Source organism: Bacillus cereus group sp. BcHK124, assembly GCF_027712065.1.
Taxonomy (GTDB): domain Bacteria; phylum Bacillota; class Bacilli; order Bacillales; family Bacillaceae_G; genus Bacillus_A; species Bacillus_A pacificus.
The window spans coordinates 454,618-470,196 of record NZ_JAQFPJ010000001.1 but is presented as its reverse complement, the minus strand read 5'-3'; the positions used below and the strand labels follow the sequence as shown (position 1 = coordinate 470,196).

Below are 15,579 nucleotides of genomic sequence, written 5' to 3'. Positions count from 1 at the left end.
GTAGGTAGGGGATGAAAATGACAGCAAACCGCATTAAAGCTGTAGCACTTTCTCATTTCGCACGCTACGGCTACGAAGGAACTTCATTAGCAAATATTGCTCAAGAAGTCGGGATTAAAAAACCATCAATTTACGCACACTTTAAAGGAAAAGAAGAGCTATATTTTATATGCTTAGAATCCGCTCTTCAAAAAGATTTACAGAGCTTCACAGGCGATATCGAAAAGTTTTCAAATTCGTCTACTGAAGAATTGCTCTTACAGTTACTAAAGGGCTATGCAAAACGATTTGGTGAAAGTGAAGAATCAATGTTTTGGTTACGAACTTCTTATTTTCCACCTGATGCATTTCGCGAACAAATTATTAATAAAGCAAATGTACACATTGAAAACGTCGGAAAACTTTTATTCCCTGTATTTAAAAGAGCAAGCGAACGAGATGAGTTGCATAACATTGAAGTAAAAGACGCCTTAGAGGCTTTTCTATGCTTACTTGACGGTCTTATGGTTGAACTACTATACGCAGGTTTAAATCGTTTTGAGACACGTTTAGACGCTTCTTGGAAAGTATTTTGGCGTGGACTTTCAAACTGACGGATTGCTCCTTTGCAATGCGTCAGTTTTAAGCCCTTTACCTAACGACTGGTAGGAAGGAGAAATGACATATGGCATGGATTTATGTAATCTTAGCTGGTATTATTGAAATCTTTTGGGTAATTGGATTAAAACACGCGGAGGCTCCACTTGAATGGGCTGGTGTTGCGTTATTAATTACAATTAGTTTCGTCTTATTATTTAGAGCTTATAAAGATTTACCTGTTGGTACTGTATACGCAGTCTTCACTGGAATTGGAGCTGGCGGAATCGTTCTTACAGAAATTTTCGTTTTCGGAGAGCCATTCTCTATCGTAAAAGTATTATTAATTGGTTTAATCTTCTTTGGCGTAATTGGTTTAAAACGAGTAACAGAAGAAAAAGAAGCGAAGGAGGCCGCATAAAATGGCTTGGGTATTTTTAATTCTAGCTGGTATTTGTGAAATTATTGGTGTACTCTTTATGAAAGTAGCCACTGAAAAGAAAGGCTGGGCACCAAAAGTTATTTTAATCGCTAACTTCGGCGTAAGCTTCTTCTTCTTATCCCTTGCGATGAACACATTACCGATGGGAACTGCTTACGCGATTTGGACTGGAATCGGAACTGCCGGAAGTGCACTTCTAGGCATCCTTATTTTCCGCGAATCAGCGGATTGGCGTCGTCTTGCTTTCTTAAGCTGCATTCTATGCGGCGCTGTTGGCTTAAAACTATTAAGCTAACGTGAGGTGAATGTCATGTGGAAAGAAAAAGGGAAGCAACTGTTAGCATGGATCACACTTAGTATCGTCATTCTATTACAAATCAGTTTTCACATAATAGAATGGTTGTTTCATAAAGTAGTATCCATTCTCACATTCCTTCCTAACATGACACTTGAAATGATATCAATCGTTTGGTCCATTATTGCCTCCATTGCAATCGTCATTATATGGAGTATCGCCAAACTATGGAATACGTTATTTAAAAAGGACAGTTCTTCTGAAAAAGAGTAACTGTCCTTTTTTATATTCATTCGGACTTTCTGTAGAAGTTTGATGTGATAAGACAAAGAAGACCAACTATGACAATACTTATACCAATCCCTTTATGCAAATTAGGAAATGGTGATGGTATGTCTGAATAAAAATTTGCTAATATGAGACCGATTGAAGCGAAAAGTACCCCTATTCTATATAACCATTTTCTTTTGTTCATTATTCTCCCCTCCTAAAATGTTTCATACACTCCTTTCTTTTGGACATACTACCTAAAAAAGGAGTGGATAATATGCAAAATTCCGTACATAAGCAGATCCTATTTTTATTTTTCCTCTTTCTTATTCTCGTTATCGTTTTCAGCTTTATATTACATACTCCAAAAGATGTTGTACCGAATAGCCTCTCTGTTTATAAACTTTTACTTTCCTATTGTCGCTATTGAAGAAGGTGCCTTACATAAGGCACCTTTTAAAATTCTCTCTTCTCATACAATTTCACTGAAACGAAGATAGATACTATGAACATGCATATGGAACTAATGAATAACACGTTATTATATAGTTGAATTTGTTCCAAGTTGATTTGAAACAAAGCTTCTAAAACAACTATCGGTGCCATGAATATTACTATCGTAATAAAAATAGTTTTCTTATACCCTAACCAAAAGGATATTGGTAGAACAAAGCTTAAATACACTAAAATAAAGCTAATACTAGCAACCATTGTCGTTTCAATAAATTCAAATAGGTTAACCCCATTCTTCATTCCCATCGTAAAACAACCGACCGTTACGCTTATAAAAAGAATAATAATTGCTACTATATATTTTGCAAATACAATATGTTTTTTCAATATTGGTAAACTATTTACTATAACTTCACTCTCATTTTTACTATCTGCTTCAAATGTTTTTACTGTTGCTCCAATTGTAATAATTACGGACATAATTATGAACAGATTTTCCGTATCTGTTAAGGCCATATAAAAGAAAACAGGATACAGTATGTACCAAATTAAAAACTTCCATTGAATGATGAAATCTTTTAAAATTAGTTGCTTCACAATCGCTCCCTCCTTATAAATCACGCTCATTGTACAAATGAATTGAGAAAAACATAGACATAACATATAAAAAAAGCAATCCTGCTATAAAACAAATATTTACGACTAGACTCGTGTTCCAAGCATTTTCTACATCTAACCAAACGTTACTTACAATCAGTCCACTCAAATATCCCAATGCAAGTCCGGCAAACGGAGCAATTTGTTTGGCACTGCTATATCCTACTGAGAATTCAATCGGAAGTACAATTATGCTACAAACAAACCCACCTGTTATACCTCCGAGAATTTCTCCCCACAGCATAAATCCAGTCATATGCTCATTTTGTAGCTGCATGAAACCAATCACTAGTGAGAAACATCCACCTAGAGCAACTAAAATACTTACAAATATGTATTTCCCTATGACAAGATCTTTACGGTCAAAAGGTAAACTATTTACTATCAGTTCACTTTTATTTTTCCCCTCATAACTCATTGACAGTATCATGCCAAGAGCAGGTACAAACATACTAAATGTCATCAAAAAACTATCACTACTAAAATCAACAATGAGCAGAAACAAAAAACATATAAGGTAAACAAACCCTAACTTTCTTTGCATCATCATATCTTTTAAAACTAATTGCTTGATCATGTATTGCACCTCCTAATATGAAAATGTCCCTTCTATAACTCTGCCTGCTGAAACATTTTCATTGAGAGGAACATTGATATGAATATACTCACTAATACTCCAATACCAAGAACACTCATTGCTTGTGTAGCCTCTTGAAAGTGAAGTACTTTTAACATAATTGTTTTATCACCAAAAATATTGCACATAAGACCAATCATACCTATTAAAGGAAACAGCATAATCAAATTCAAGACTGTAATAACTTTATATCCCCCAATGTAATTAGTCGGTATCGTTACTACACAATAAATCAAAGTTGCTACTATCGCTGAAAACACTGCATATCCAGACATGACTATATCCCTGCCCAATAAAATATTTCCTAATATTACGACTATAAAAGTTACACTCAAACCAACCATAATAAATAATGTGCTTGAAATATATTTAGCTATAACTATTTCTTTTCTCGTTATAGGCAAACTCACTAATACTTTTTCTGCTTTACTTTTCTCTTCATAATAAAAAGAAATATATATAATCGTACTACATGTTATAAATAATCCTATTGCAATCCCCATTGGTTCGACGGAATCCTTAAAAATAGATAAAATAGGGATTAAAAAATAGAAAGGAAACATCTTCTTCTGTAAAAAAAACTCCTTCAAAATCAACTGTTGCATATGAATTCTCCTCTCTATAAATCACGCGTTTCATAAATTTTAATTGTAAGAAACATAGAAGCGATATAAATACTAACTAATGTAATGAATCCAACTACAAATACACAAATATGTAATGGATTCACAATCCACTCAATGAATGATGCCGTAGCGCTTTCTCCGTCACCAATAAACACTCCAACAATAACACCTATTCCAGCGGCTCCACCTGTAAATATTCCACGTACTATTTTTGATTTTGTCCCATAATAACTCGGGAATAATGCTGTAATATAAACTAAAGAATATACACCACCTCTGACTACTACATACCAAGGAATTTCAATATATAAATTGGGATGATAAACTCCAATATCACCAATGACAGCGATACCTCTTATAAGAAAAACAACTAGCATAGTAGAAATCATGCCCCCTACAATGAATATTGCACAGGAAATATATCTAGCAATTATGATATCTTTTCTACTTAGCGGTAAACTATTAATCATAATGTCACTTGTATTCCGTTCTTCTATTATGATTAATATAATAACTGAGGAAAGAGTTATAAATAAACAACTCATAGGAAACAGCATTCCCTCACCGGGTTCAAATAAAAAGAATATAAAGGGTATAATAAAGTATACGAACCATATCCCCCGAAAAAAGAACAAATCTTTATAGATTAGCTGACGCATAGGCACTTCTCCCTTTCGCGGTGTAAACGATAATATCATCTAATGTAGGCTTTTCTAGTACAGCCTCATTTCCAAACCAGTCAATAATTGCTTGTTTATCCTTCGCTAAACCTTCAAAACCAAATTTATTTTTTCGTAATCCAACAAATAGTTCTTTTCCTTCTCGATCTAATAAATCATTACTTCCTTTTACGATTACGTAGTTCTCCATCAAGTCTTCTTTTTCACCAGTAAATATAATTTCTCCATCGTTGATAAACGTAATATAATCTGCAATGCGCTCTAAATCTGTTGTAATGTGCGTTGAGAATAATACCGATACTTCATCTTCCATTACAATTTCTTGCAACATATCAAGTAATTCACTTCGAACAACTGGATCTAATCCTGCTGTTGGTTCATCCATGATGATAAATTCTGCGTGGTGCGAGAGCGCGATGGCAATCGCAAATTTCATTTTCATCCCTTTTGATAATTCTTTAATTTTTTTATACTTCGGAACTTGCAATCTATGCATATACGATTGATACTGCTCTTCATCCCACTTTTTATATAACGGTGCAATAATACGCTTCATTTGCTCGCACGTTAAATCTTCGTAATAATGATTTTCATCATATACAAAGCCGATATTTTGTTTTATTTCCTTTTCGGCTTTCTTATTGTCCTTGCCAAAAATTTTTATATCTCCACTATCTTTTTTAATTAAATTCATAATCATTTTAATCGTCGTACTTTTCCCGGCCCCATTCGGTCCGACAAATCCCATAATATATCCGCGTGGTAATGTAAAACTTATATTTTTCACTGCAAAATCTTCATAGCTTTTACATACGTTTTTTAGCTCTAACACCCTTTATTCCCCCTCATATAAACACGCTATCATCTGCTGTAAATCTTCAAGTGAAAGCTGTAACGCTTTACTTTCATTCACAATCTCTTCCGCTTTACTTTCCAATAGGCGAAGCCGCTGTTCTTTTAATAGTTCATTATTTTTACGTGAAACATAAGTCCCCTTCCCAGCAACAGTTTCTATATATCCTTCTTTCTCAAGCTCCTCGTACGCACGCTTCGTTGTAATTACACTAATTTGCAATTCCTTCGCTAAGCTACGAATAGACGGTAATTGGTCTCCACCCTTTAAACCACCATTTAAAATAAGCTGGCTTAATTGTTTTCTTATTTGTACATAAATAGGGTCTTGGGAAGAATTCGAAATAATAATATTCATGTTTTCCTCCAGTGTGTATATACTGTATATACCTTATATATACAGTATATACACACCATCCTATTTTTGGCAAGAAAAAAAGACCAACATTTTCCTGTTGGTCTTTCGTATATGTATCACTTTTCAAAGCGATCTAACATCTCATCTCTCATTCCGAAACTCACTACCGCAATTCCTACATACATAAACAGAAGGAACGCCGGATGAACTGTGTTGTACCAAGTGCTATCAACAATTAAATAAATCGTTAATGCCACAACAAGAACAAACGCTAAGATAAACATATAAAAGTGTCTTGTACTACCCATGATAAACTCCTCTCTTCTCACTTCACCATTCAACAGTATATTTTATCGAATAATTCGATATGACTCAAGGTTAACTTTCTGTTATGTAATCAAGTTCCACCTTTACAATGTCCTCACATGCTATTGAAATGATCGTTCCTTGCTTATCAATTGCCGTCACTTCTCTATTATCCATTACACGATGCGCTACTCTTTCTAACACTTTTCCTTGGTCTCGATAGCAAAATTCTTTTACATCTTTAATTGTTTCTCCATTTTCTAAATGGTATACCATTCTATAACATCGATATCCCACACTTTCACCCCCGTCTTGCTCGTTTTTTCACATATACATAAAAATGAGTAATTTTTGCCTCATCACATCTTCTTAATTTCAATAAAATTCTAACAAAAATAAATACTTTTATCAAACTGACTTTTTCAACAAAATCACCTATAAAACTGCTTCTTTACACCATTATGAAACAAAAAATATAAATTTTTAACATTTTCTTCACCACTTCTGCACAAATTCTCCATACAAAAAAGAACCCGCCGCAGCGAGTTCTTCTTTTGTTATTCTAATCAAACTTGTACAGGAGCTGGCTTTTCATAACGTAAAACTGGTTTACGTGCAGCCATCGTTTCGTCTAAACGTTTAATGACTGTTGTATGAGGTGCTTCTTGTACAACTTCTGGATTTTCTTCTACTTCTTTAGCGATTTGAATCATCTTATCAATGAAACCGTCTAATGTTTCTTTTGATTCTGTTTCTGTCGGCTCAATCATAATACATTCTTCCACATTTAATGGGAAGTAAATTGTTGGTGGATGGTAACCGAAATCAAGCAGACGTTTTGCGATATCTAATGTACGTACACCAAGTTTCTTTTGACGACGACCTGATAATACAAACTCATGCTTACAATGTCTATCGAATGGAAGATCATAGAATGGTGCTAATCTTCTCATCATATAGTTCGCATTTAATACCGCATACTCCGTTACTGCACGCAAGCCATCTGGACCCATAGAACGAATGTATGTGTATGCACGAACGTTAATTCCAAAATTACCGTAGAATGGTTTTACGCGCCCAATTGCCTCTGGACGATCATAGTTAAAGCGATAGCCATCTTCCGTTTTCTCTAAAATTGGTTTTGGTAAGTACGGAATTAAATCAGCTTTCACACCTACTGGACCAGAACCTGGGCCACCGCCGCCGTGAGGGCCTGTAAATGTTTTATGAAGGTTTAAATGCACAACGTCAAATCCCATATCTCCTGGGCGCGCTTGGCTTAATACCGCATTTAAGTTTGCACCATCATAGTATAATTTACCGCCTGCGTTATGGACGATTTCTGCCATTTCTAAAATATTTTCTTCGAATAAACCTAATGTATTAGGGTTTGTTAACATAAGTGCTGCTGTTTCTTCATTTACAACACGTTTTAAGTCTTCTAAGTCAACAAGACCATGTTCATTTGATTTTACCGTAATTGTTTCAAAACCAGCTACAGTTGCAGATGCTGGATTCGTTCCGTGAGCAGAGTCAGGAACAATTACTTTCGTACGGTTAAAGTCACCATTTGCTTCATGGTATGCACGAATTAACATTAAGCCTGTCCATTCTCCGTGTGCACCAGCTGCTGGTTGTAATGTAACAGTATCCATACCTGTAATTTCAATTAAATGCTCTTGTAAATCGTACATTAATTCCATTGCACCTTGTACTGTCTTTTCATCTTGCAACGGATGAATATTTGCAAATCCTGCGAAACGAGCTACACTCTCATTAATTTTCGGATTATATTTCATCGTACAAGATCCAAGTGGATAGAAACCAGAATCAACACCGTGGTTACGGTTTGAAAGTGCTGTATAGTGGCGCATAATATCAAGTTCAGATACTTCTGGTAGCTCTGCATCTTCTACTCGAATATAATCGCTCTCAAATACATCTTCTAGTTTCACTTCTTCTACATCTAATTTTGGTAGGCTATATCCTATGCGTCCTTCTTTACTTACTTCAAAGATAAGTGCTTGGTCTTGGTTCTTCATTGGATAGCCCCCATTTCGTTTACAAGTGTGTCAATTTCCTCTTTTGTACGAAGCTCAGTTACTGCTACAAGCATATGGTTCTCATGCTCTTTATAATCACGGCCTAGGTCGTAACCGCCGATAATATTCTTTTGTAATAATGCATCGTTTACTTCTTTCACTGGGCGCTTGCAATCTACAACGAACTCATTGAAGAATGGTCCAGCAAATGTAACTGTGAAGCCTTTCGCTTCAAATTGACGTTTTGCATATTGTGCTTTAGAAATGTTTTGGCGTGCCATTTCTTTCACACCTTGTTTACCAAGTGCCGTCATTGCAACTGATGCTGCTAATGCATTTAACGCTTGGTTTGAACAAATGTTAGATGTCGCTTTGTCACGGCGAATATGCTGTTCACGTGCTTGTAACGTTAATACAAATCCACGTTTACCATCTGAATCTACAGTTTGTCCGACAAGACGTCCTGGAATTTTACGCATGAATGCTTTCGTCGTTGCAAAGTAACCACAGTGTGGTCCACCAAACTGCGTTGGGATACCAAATGGTTGTGCATCACCAATGACAATATCAGCACCAAATTTTCCTGGTGGTGTTAATGCGCCTAATGATAATGGATTTGAAGAAACGATAAATAATGATTTTTGTTGATGAACGATTTTTTCAATATCAGCTAATTTTTCAACTTGTCCGAAGAAGTTTGGATATTGAACGATTACACAAGCAACTGTATCATCTACTTCACTTTGTAATACGTCTAAATCTGTTACACCATCTTTATGATTAATTTCAACAACTTCAAGGTGTTGACCTTTTGCATATGTTTCAAGTACAGCTCTTGATTCTGGATGAACTGCGCTAGATACAAGAATTTTCTTTTTACGAGTATGGCCAGCTGCTAGCATTGCCGCTTCAGCTAAAGCTGTACCTCCGTCGTACATAGAAGAGTTTGCTACATCCATTCCTGTTAATTCACAAATCATTGTTTGGAATTCAAAAATTGCTTGTAATTCCCCTTGTGAAATTTCCGGTTGGTATGGCGTGTAAGCTGTATAAAATTCTGAGCGAGAGATAACATGATCTACGATTACTGGAGCGTAATGGTCGTATACGCCTGCTCCTAAGAAAGAAGCGTACTCTTTTAAGTTAGCATTTTTACTAGCCATTTGAGATAACTCTTTTAAAAGCTCTGGCTCTGATTTTGCTTCTTTAATTTTTAAATCCCCTTTAAAACGAACACTCTCTGGAATATCAGAGAATAACTCATCGATCGTTTGAACGCCGATCGTTTGTAACATTTCTTTTTTGTCTTCTTCTGTCATTGGAAGATAACGATGCAACATGAAATCTACCCCTCTCCCCGTTACTTTGAACGTTTATAAAATGGTGTTGGAACAACTACTGCTTTGACGCGTTTATTACGAATTTCAATTTCTACTTCTGTATCAACTGCTGCGTATTTTACATCAATTAGTGCTAAACCAATGCTTTTCTTTAACGTTGGAGATTGTGTACCACTCGTTACTTCCCCGATTTTTTCTTCTCCAATAAATACAGGGTAATGCGTACGAGGAATTCCACGTTCGATTACTTCGATGCCGACTAACTTACGAGGCGCACCGTTTTCTTTTTGCTCTTTTAAAGTCGCTTTCCCAAAGAAGTCTGCTTCTTTATTTGGTTTTACCGCAAAGCCAATTCCAGCTTCAACCGGTGTAATATCTTTTGATAATTCTTGACCGTAAAGTGGTAATGTTGCTTCGAAACGAAGTGTATCACGAGCACCTAAACCACATGGTTTTAAGCCCTCTTCTGCTCCAACTTCAAGAAGTTTCTCCCAAAGTTTTGCAGCATCTTCACTCTTACAGTAAATTTCAAATCCATCTTCACCTGTATAACCTGTACGAGATACAAGTGCTGGAATTCCATCTACAAGAATATCGTTTTTAAATTTAAAGAACTTAATTTCTTTCAAATCTTCTGACACAACTTTTTGTAAAATGCCTTCTGCTTTTGGTCCTTGAATTGCAAGCTGTGCAACTTCACTAGAAACATTGACTACTGTCGCATCGCCAATTACATGGCTAGCTAACCATTCGTAATCTTTCTCGATATTTGATGCGTTGATAACTAATAAATAGTCTTCTTCACCACGTTTGTAGATTAATAAATCATCTACTGTACCACCATTTTCGTAGCACATAGCTGTATATTGTGCGCCCCCTACCTTTAAGGTAGATACGTCATTTGTAACAACACGTTGTAAAAATGCTAAACTATCTACACCTTTTACCTCAACTTCTCCCATATGAGACACATCGAACAAACCTGCCGCTGTACGTACAGCTTCATGTTCTTCTTTAATGCTTGAAAATTGAACTGGTAACTCCCAACCACCGAAGTCGATTGTTTTCCCACCATACTTCGCGTATACATCAAATAACGGTGTACGTTGTAATGTAATCATGCTCTCTCCCCCTTATGCTCTGACAAATCAATAAAAGTTGTTTCCCTTATCTAAACATTTTCACTCTGAAAAGATAGGATATACGGAATCTCATTATATTTTTTTATGAAAGCGTAAATAAAAAATCACTTTCTTGGATAAAATACGAAAGATTCCACACATTTCACACCATTATCCTAACATTATTCGCTATATTTCATCAATATTCTAGCATAAAAAATAATTTAGAATTTTTTACGCTTAATCTTATTACATACAGTTTTTAAGATTTAGTCCTTTATCTTTACTTATTATTTACCTTTCAGTAAGTGTAATAGCGCCTTATTACAAGGCTTATATATTAAAGATTTTTTCATAATTACTTTAGTTTATAAAAGGTGGGAGAGTCGTAATGAATGTCGATATTTCCATAGATCGAACGTGGCAAAACAATTTTTTAAATAGAATTGATGAAGATGGTCCTTGGACAAACTGGGATTTATATCATTTAGCTTATGAAACAGAAAAATCATTACTTGTTCCTACTTTTGATGGATTACAAGCACCGAAACATTTATCCCATTTCACACCACTTCCTCATCAATTAGAAGTCGCTCAAAATGTTATTGAACAAATGAATGGTAAAGCGATTCTAGCAGATGAAGTAGGACTTGGAAAAACGATTGAAGCTGGACTTATTTTAAAAGAATATATGGTCCGCGGCCTTGTGAAAAAAGTACTTATACTCGTTCCAGCCTCTCTCGTATCACAATGGGCATACGAATTAAATACAAAGTTTTTCATTCCAGCTGTAGCTCAAAAGAAAAGCTACTCGTGGGAACAAGCCGATGTGATTGTATCATCAATTGATACTGCAAAACGTTCACCACATCGTGATATCGTTTTGAACTTAGAATATGACCTTATTATTATCGATGAAGCACATAAACTTAAAAATAATAAAACAAAAAACTATGAATTTGCACAGCGATTAAAAAAGAAATTTTGTTTATTATTAACCGCTACTCCTGTCCAAAATAAGATTGATGAAATTTTCAACCTCGTTTCTTTATTAAAACCAGGACACTTAGGCAATCAATCCAATTTTGAAGAATATTATGCTTCAAAAAATCGTTCAGCCGAATCTGATGAAGATTTAAAAGCTCTTATTAACAAAGTAATGGTCCGAAATCGGCGTCATAATACCGGGATTGATTGGCCAAAGAGACATGTACGTACAATCTTTGTTGAGTTTAATGAAGAAGAGCAAGCTCTATATAATGATATCGAAAATTGGCGAGGACAAGACGCCTTCACATCTGCTTTCTCATCATTAACTTTAAAACGGGAAGCGTGTAGTAGTCGCGAGGCCGTTTACTATTCATTAAAAAAACATGTAGAAAAACGACAGAAGGAAAATGAGAATTACGTAAAAGATCCGCATATTGATGTGCTAATGGACAAAATTAACCGTATTCCTTTTAACTCAAAAGCAAATAAAGCGCTAGAGCTTATAAAAGAAATTGACGATAAAGTCGTCATTTTCACAGAATACCGAGCGTCACAAATGTACTTACAATGGTTTTTACAACAGCACGGTATTTCTTCTGTCCCATTCCGCGGCGGATTTAAACGGGGAAAGAAAGATTGGATGAAGGAACTTTTCCAAAATCATGCGCAAGTGCTAATCGCAACGGAAGCTGGTGGTGAAGGAATTAACTTACAATTTTGTAGCCATATGATCAATTACGATTTACCATGGAACCCAATGCGCCTTGAACAAAGAATCGGACGTATTCACCGCCTTGGTCAAAAGAATGATGTTCATATTTATAACTTAGCTACAAAACACACTGTGGAAGAACATATTTTGAAACTGTTATATGAAAAAATTAATTTATTTGAGCGTGTGATCGGTGAACTTGATGAAATTTTAACGAGAATTAATATGAAAAACATCGACGCACACATTCAAGAAATATTTGCGCAATCAAAAAGCGAAGGAGAAATCCGAATTAAGATGGAAAACTTAACATCTATTATCGACTTTGCGAAGCGAAATGAAGCTGAGGTGCAAGGCTATGCAGCAACATGAAATTCATAATTACTTATACAATTTCTTTGAGGCAAATAACTGTGAAATTTTAGAACGTTCTCCTCATTTATTAGATGTGCAGTTAACAATTGAAATGGATAAATTATTAATGAATCGCCCTTTTTATTGGCACTATCTTGAAAAAACAGGAGGCGTACCGAATCCGATGCGCCTTACTCTTATTACAAATCCAGAAAATGAAGAAAACGATGGTGAGCTTATCCACTACGGTTCCCCACGCCTTCATCAAATTTTTCAAACGACAAAAGAATTAGGTTCTTACATACGTTTATATGAAGAAATACGGCATAGCGGAGCAACGCATACACCGCTCCATCCGTGGCTCGGTGTAAATATAAAAGTTTCCTATCAATGTGATCGAAAAAAAGATATTCTTCATTCGATTGGCATTCATCTTATTTCTGGCACAATGATTGCAAACTTTCATGAAACATTAACTAAAATTAAACTTACACCGAAAATACCTGACTTTTGTTTTACGCTCTCGCCTATTATTAAACCGCAAAGTGGTTTACAACGCATAGAGGATGCTTTAAAAAATATTATTGCAGAAGATGACCATACGTGGGCGAAAGAAGCAAGAGTGCGCTGGAATCACGATTTGGACCTTTTAAATCGTTTTTATGAAGAAAGTGATGAACTTCCTGAAAGCTATGAAATTGAAAAACAAGCACTGCAAGAACAATATGAACCCCGCATTACAGTACAAATTATTAACGGTGGACTCTTTTATGTTACGGCGAATCATTTTCTAACTTAAAAAGCTCCTTCATTTTTGAAGGAGCTTTTTTGAATTATCCTCTATCACCATTACGCTCTTGTTGTTTTTGCTTTGCCATGCGTTTTTGATACGCACGATCCTTTGCACTCACATGATTTGCATCAGTTGGAAGATTTTCTTTTGAACGGCCAATTCCGTTGCTCATCTGTTTCACTCCTTTTATATCTTTCAAAATACACCCTTATTTTCAGCTAGAGACACCATCCTTATACAAAAAAATAAGAGTAGCCAATGGCTACTCTTACTCACTCACATATTTTTGAAACATATCATGGATGCCTTTATTTACTAGGTTCGAGATCTGCTCGTCAGATTTATTCGGATAACGATCACGCAATCTGATAGATGCCTTCACCATTAAATTTTCTAATACAGAACGGCCGCCTTCTCCATAAATAATTTCAGCATATTCAACAAGCCTTCCATCCTCTACTGTTGCTGGATTATGATTGAAGAAAAATTTACTCATTGCCTCCACCTCTCTCTTTTGATAACGTTTACATTTATATAAATTATTTATGTTATTTATTTCACAATATTGTATGCATGTATATTTAATTAGTTTCATTATAAAGCAACATATCGATAGTAAATATGTGATTTTCCGTCCATTTTGTGAACAAACCAAAAATGAAAGCGTTTCCTTTATTATATACTAAAAAAACTTACTACGCTAGGGGTATTTTTTTCAATCTACTAACCCCTCAAAAATTGATATATTTTTTCTTTTCCCATTAAACCTTATACAATTTTCAGAAATTATATTTTGAACTACCCCCACTTAACACTCTAACGAGTTGTTTGAAGTGGGGGATTCCTACGAACACTAAGGTATTCCTCAGTTTTATGAGTAGGCAATCCCCGTAATCCCTACGGTTAGGAGCCTTATGGCCTCTTTTCTCAGATTTTCCGCTGCATTCACATCTCTATCATGATACATACCACAAGAAGGACACTTCCATTCACGCAGGTTCAGGCTTTTCACATCTTTATTTTTGTAGTCGCAATGCGAACAGGTTTGGGAACTAGCGAATGTTTTTGACACCACAATCACTTTTTTCCATACCAGCGTGCCTTATACAACAACATCGCTTTGAATTGTGCCTATGATACTTCTTGAATCGCTTTCGCTAGTTTGTGATTCTGTAACATATTCGATACTTGCAAATCTTCTATCCCAATCACATCGTGGTTTTTGATGATTCTTGTAGAGAGTTTTTGCAAGTAATCCGTTCTTGCATTTTTGATTCGTTCATGAATACGAGCGACTTTCATTCGCTGTTTATTCCAATTCGCTCCGCCTTTTGTACGTCTAGATAGAATACGCTGGGCATGAGCGAGTTTCTTTTCTAATACCCGAGACCATTTTGGATTACCGAATACCTCACCCGTTGAAAGAATAGCAAAGTTTTTCACACCAACATCTATACCAACAGTGGAATCGGTCTTCGGCAATTCTTGTACTTCTGCTTCAGCAAGAATCGAGACAAAATATTTTCCACTTGGATTCCTTCTGACAGTAGCACTCAAAATTCGTCCTTCTATCTCACGACTTTTGACAAATTTGACAAGACCAAGTTTCGGTAACTTCAATTTATTATCTATAATCGCAATGTTTCCATTTGTATGTTTCGTTGTATAGGATTGGACTTTATTATTTTTCGATTTAAACCGAGGTGCTTTGTTTTGTTTTTTGAAGAATCTTGCATACGAGTCAGCTAGGTTGTGAAGAGAAGATTGAAGAGCGATACTGTCCACTTCTTTTAGCCATACAAATTCTTTTTTGAGAGTAGGTAATTGCGAAGAACAAGTACCATAGGATAACCCTTTTCCTGTTTCTTTATATCTATCATTCCACTTTTCCAAAAAGTAGTTAAATACAAATCGTGAGCAACCAATTGTTTTTGTAATAGCTATTTTTTGTTCTAAACTAGGATAGATCCGAAACTGATACGCTTTATGGATAAGCACCGCTTTTCACCTCACTTCCTTTTTTTATTTGTTTACAATCTTTTTCATGATATGCATAAGAACGATATCATGATGTA

21 protein-coding genes and 1 pseudogene are annotated in these 15,579 nt (G+C 35.5%); 7 read left to right on the top strand and 15 right to left on the bottom strand.

The window, feature by feature from the left end:
- Positions 1–11: 11 nt before the first annotated feature.
- From PDK19_RS02570 to PDK19_RS02555, 4 genes are all read left to right on the top strand, one after another.
- A complete protein-coding gene (locus tag PDK19_RS02570; protein ID WP_041184139.1) occupies positions 12–593 on the top strand; it encodes a TetR/AcrR family transcriptional regulator in 582 nt (193 codons plus the stop codon).
- Between the two features lie 71 nt (positions 594–664).
- Positions 665–997, top strand: coding sequence for a DMT family transporter (locus PDK19_RS02565; RefSeq protein ID WP_000312349.1), 333 nt, complete (start codon positions 665–667; stop codon positions 995–997).
- Between the two features lies 1 nt (position 998).
- Positions 999–1,313, top strand: a complete 315-nt coding sequence (locus PDK19_RS02560) for a DMT family transporter (RefSeq protein WP_000312623.1) — start codon at positions 999–1,001, stop codon at positions 1,311–1,313.
- 15 nt (positions 1,314–1,328) lie between these two features.
- Positions 1,329–1,586 carry a DUF3975 family protein gene (locus tag PDK19_RS02555; protein WP_049114359.1) on the top strand — a complete coding sequence of 86 codons (258 nt, stop codon included), beginning with the start codon at positions 1,329–1,331 and terminating at the stop codon, positions 1,584–1,586.
- A 16-nt stretch (positions 1,587–1,602) separates the two neighbouring features.
- Here PDK19_RS02555 and PDK19_RS02550 read toward each other — a convergent pair whose 3' ends face one another.
- From PDK19_RS02550 to gcvT, 12 genes are all read right to left on the bottom strand, one after another.
- Complete coding sequence (locus PDK19_RS02550; protein ID WP_049114360.1) at positions 1,603–1,788, bottom strand: hypothetical protein; 186 nt, start codon at positions 1,786–1,788, stop codon at positions 1,603–1,605.
- A 251-nt stretch (positions 1,789–2,039) separates the two neighbouring features.
- Positions 2,040–2,636: an ABC-2 transporter permease gene (locus PDK19_RS02545; RefSeq protein ID WP_270706682.1), complete on the bottom strand. Its 597-nt coding sequence runs from the start codon at positions 2,634–2,636 to the stop codon at positions 2,040–2,042.
- 10 nt (positions 2,637–2,646) lie between these two features.
- Complete coding sequence (locus PDK19_RS02540) at positions 2,647–3,270, bottom strand: ABC-2 transporter permease (RefSeq protein WP_270706539.1); 624 nt, start codon at positions 3,268–3,270, stop codon at positions 2,647–2,649.
- A gap of 32 nt (positions 3,271–3,302) precedes the next feature.
- Positions 3,303–3,935: an ABC-2 transporter permease gene (locus tag PDK19_RS02535; protein WP_270706537.1), complete on the bottom strand. Its 633-nt coding sequence runs from the start codon at positions 3,933–3,935 to the stop codon at positions 3,303–3,305.
- 14 nt (positions 3,936–3,949) lie between these two features.
- Positions 3,950–4,615 (bottom strand): ABC-2 transporter permease, encoded by a 666-nt coding sequence (locus tag PDK19_RS02530; protein ID WP_049114368.1) that lies wholly within the window; start codon positions 4,613–4,615, stop codon positions 3,950–3,952.
- Positions 4,596–5,468 (bottom strand): ABC transporter ATP-binding protein, encoded by an 873-nt coding sequence (locus PDK19_RS02525; RefSeq protein ID WP_049114370.1) that lies wholly within the window; start codon positions 5,466–5,468, stop codon positions 4,596–4,598. The genes PDK19_RS02530 and PDK19_RS02525 overlap by 20 nt, the downstream gene beginning before the upstream one ends.
- Positions 5,469–5,471: 3 nt before the next feature.
- The gene (locus PDK19_RS02520) at positions 5,472–5,846 is read right to left on the bottom strand and encodes a GntR family transcriptional regulator (RefSeq protein WP_001021351.1); all 375 of its coding nucleotides are present in this window, start codon (positions 5,844–5,846) and stop codon (positions 5,472–5,474) included.
- A 116-nt stretch (positions 5,847–5,962) separates the two neighbouring features.
- Entirely contained in the window at positions 5,963–6,154 is a 192-nt protein-coding gene (locus PDK19_RS02515) for a hypothetical protein (RefSeq protein ID WP_000535935.1), read from the bottom strand.
- A 70-nt stretch (positions 6,155–6,224) separates the two neighbouring features.
- A complete protein-coding gene (locus PDK19_RS02510; protein ID WP_000262495.1) occupies positions 6,225–6,428 on the bottom strand; it encodes a DUF3929 family protein in 204 nt (67 codons plus the stop codon).
- A gap of 290 nt (positions 6,429–6,718) precedes the next feature.
- Positions 6,719–8,194, bottom strand: coding sequence for an aminomethyl-transferring glycine dehydrogenase subunit 2 (gene gcvPB / locus PDK19_RS02505; RefSeq protein WP_000795696.1), 1,476 nt, complete (start codon positions 8,192–8,194; stop codon positions 6,719–6,721).
- On the bottom strand, positions 8,191–9,534 hold the full coding sequence (gene gcvPA, locus PDK19_RS02500) for an aminomethyl-transferring glycine dehydrogenase subunit 1 (protein WP_000903231.1): 1,344 nt from the start codon (positions 9,532–9,534) through the stop codon (positions 8,191–8,193). The genes gcvPB and gcvPA overlap by 4 nt, the downstream gene beginning before the upstream one ends.
- Before the next feature lie 20 nt (positions 9,535–9,554).
- Entirely contained in the window at positions 9,555–10,655 is a 1,101-nt protein-coding gene (gene gcvT / locus PDK19_RS02495; protein WP_000631772.1) for a glycine cleavage system aminomethyltransferase GcvT, read from the bottom strand.
- A gap of 391 nt (positions 10,656–11,046) precedes the next feature.
- Between gcvT and PDK19_RS02490 the strand changes: the two genes are divergently transcribed.
- Both PDK19_RS02490 and PDK19_RS02485 read left to right on the top strand, forming a co-directional pair.
- The gene (locus tag PDK19_RS02490) at positions 11,047–12,729 is read left to right on the top strand and encodes a DEAD/DEAH box helicase (protein ID WP_001100019.1); all 1,683 of its coding nucleotides are present in this window, start codon (positions 11,047–11,049) and stop codon (positions 12,727–12,729) included.
- Complete coding sequence (locus PDK19_RS02485) at positions 12,716–13,510, top strand: YqhG family protein (protein WP_001183968.1); 795 nt, start codon at positions 12,716–12,718, stop codon at positions 13,508–13,510. The genes PDK19_RS02490 and PDK19_RS02485 overlap by 14 nt, the downstream gene beginning before the upstream one ends.
- Positions 13,511–13,544: 34 nt before the next feature.
- On the opposite strand, the gene PDK19_RS02480 is transcribed toward PDK19_RS02485, so the two are convergent.
- Positions 13,545–13,676, bottom strand: a complete 132-nt coding sequence (locus tag PDK19_RS02480; RefSeq protein WP_000064669.1) for a hypothetical protein — start codon at positions 13,674–13,676, stop codon at positions 13,545–13,547.
- 96 nt (positions 13,677–13,772) lie between these two features.
- Positions 13,773–14,000, bottom strand: a complete 228-nt coding sequence (locus tag PDK19_RS02475; RefSeq protein ID WP_000032699.1) for a hypothetical protein — start codon at positions 13,998–14,000, stop codon at positions 13,773–13,775.
- A 73-nt stretch (positions 14,001–14,073) separates the two neighbouring features.
- Here PDK19_RS02475 and PDK19_RS02470 point away from each other — a divergent pair, with 73 nt between their 5' ends.
- Complete coding sequence (locus PDK19_RS02470) at positions 14,074–14,190, top strand: hypothetical protein (protein ID WP_003279814.1); 117 nt, start codon at positions 14,074–14,076, stop codon at positions 14,188–14,190.
- A 185-nt stretch (positions 14,191–14,375) separates the two neighbouring features.
- On the opposite strand, the pseudogene tnpB reads toward PDK19_RS02470, so the two are convergent.
- A pseudogene (gene tnpB / locus PDK19_RS02465) lies at positions 14,376–15,502 on the bottom strand (IS200/IS605 family element RNA-guided endonuclease TnpB).
- Between the last annotated feature and the right edge of the window lie 77 nt (positions 15,503–15,579).